Consider the following 1,282-nt stretch of genomic DNA (forward strand, 5'->3'; position numbering starts at 1 on the left):
ACTTTTTGCCGGCCCTTGCTCCTTCTTAACTTCCGCTTGAAGTGTTTCAAGAGAACATTTATTGATGAAAAAAGAAATTGTTGTACTGTACTTAAGAATGTCCAACTATTTTTGGTTGGATGATGAATTAGTCGCATAATTTCAGTAAGAGCGCAGGTGATTAATGCGATATACATTTGATTCCATATACCGACTGGAGAATGACTGAATAAATGACTGACTTTTATGTGCTGTTTGAGCCATTTAAAGAAAAGTTCGACATACCAACGGTTTTGATAAGTGTCTAAAATCTCTTCCTCAGTCAAATCTAGCCGATTTGTAATCAAATGAAAAGGTGTTCCTTCCTCATCTTTGAATTCGATATACCGAACAGGTTCTTCTCGCGTAAGTACTGATACCAACTCGTTCTTCGTAACTTTAGGATGTGTTGGGTTATAAGACTTCAACGTTTCCATCTTGAAGGTTTTTCGAACACGGACAAGAAATTGGACATCTCTTTCTATCCAGCCACCCATTTTTGTTTTATGAGCGTAACCACGATCCATTACATACAAAGCACCATCGGCGTCAATGATGTGATTAACAGCGTCAGAATCGGCTACGTTTCCTGTTGATGGAATCATCTTTTCAGGAAACACACTATCAGGAGATGCAGCTACGATCCGGACATGCAACTTGATTCCTGCGGAATCTTTAGATACTGCAGTCCAATTTAATGCATTCTTTGGCAATTTAATATAAGTCCCATCAATGATTCGAAGTGGGCCAACATTAGCGTTCAGCCCTTTAGCATTCATATTTAGCTTCCAATAACATTGCGTTAGTCGGCTTAGTAAATCCGACAGATTAGCAGTATTTAAATTAACTAAACGTCGACTAATTTGCGAATGACTGATGGAATTTACCCCGATTTCTTTCTGAAATTCTTTTTTTGATCGAATGCCGGTTTCAATCACTCTAAGGCTGTCCCATTTGCAAAGGCTTGCCATAATAAAGATTTTCACGACTGAAAAGTCGGTTAGCTTCTTCGCATCGTAATTCATAAGTGGGCAAGATAAAGCATTGGTTGGTAAATTAGATAAGTATTGACGAAAGACTAAATTCTGGTTTACACTGGTCATGGTTGAGCTCCTTTTTGATAGTGTAGGGAACTGATTTAGTCGTCGTTTCCTTACCTACATTAGGAGCTTTTTTGTGTTTTTGCAAGTTATTAAACTACGATAATAATTTCCTAATTAAGGACATCTTACATATTTTTACTTCTATGCAACGCTAGTGGGCA

The 1,282-nt window shown here is 37.8% G+C and carries 1 protein-coding gene; it reads right to left on the reverse strand.

Translation table 11 applies throughout. The annotated features are described in order from the left end of the window. On the reverse strand, nt 1-1,121 hold a 1,121-nt coding region (locus ACXYMX_RS17075), incomplete at its 3' end, for an IS4 family transposase (protein WP_459045434.1). Nucleotides 1,122-1,282: the final 161 nt, after the last annotated feature.

It is taken from the genome of Sporosarcina sp. CAU 1771, from assembly GCF_054482775.1.